Raw genomic sequence first — 636 nt, 5'->3', positions numbered from 1 at the left:
ATCCGAAATTTGATTACCTTCTCTTTTATCTAATTGTTTCTGAGCATCGTTAACCGTCAAGCTCAAACCCAATACAGCAATGGAATATCCCCCATGTTCACCATTATCCGGATCAATTTTTGCTATTGCTTTTCGTGTTTGGTCAATTTGTTCCTGATCTGTGGATTCCTTTATTTTTCCAGGGGTTTCATCATTTTTTTCTGAATCGGAGTTCCCATCCACTTCGACAAATAAGTCATCCACCATTTGTACAGCTCTCGCAACGTCATTCTGTGGTTTGATATAGTAGTAGTGCACGCCGACTAGCAATACCAAGGCAATAATTAACACCGAAAAAACTGCTCTTTTTGGCTTTCTGTTATAACTAGCCCCAGTCTTAGTTTCTATTTTCGATTCACCCACATATGTAGACAAGAGTTCAATCAGTTCCGTATCGGATTTAACTGCATTCCTTGGAATAATAATAGCGGATTGATTGACATGATATAGGAAAAAGTTCGCATCATCGGCGGTAACTCTCTGAATCTCTTTCCATGCAACATGTTTACTGGAATACTCTCTTTGTACATCTATTCCCTCTTCAGTTAAATGTAAAGAGAAAGGCCCCAGCTTCTTGCTATGCACATCCCTTTTTAA

The 636-nt window shown here is 38.8% G+C and carries 1 protein-coding gene; it reads right to left on the bottom strand.

Going from position 1 to position 636, the window contains the following annotated elements:
* Window positions 1-636: YcxB family protein (locus tag AC3G7N_RS21455; protein ID WP_489424162.1), on the bottom strand; the 636-nt coding region annotated here is incomplete at both ends.

It is taken from the genome of Virgibacillus carmonensis, from assembly GCF_057836705.1.
Note: the sequence above shows the minus strand (reverse complement) of the source record. Positions and strands in the feature narration are given on the sequence as shown.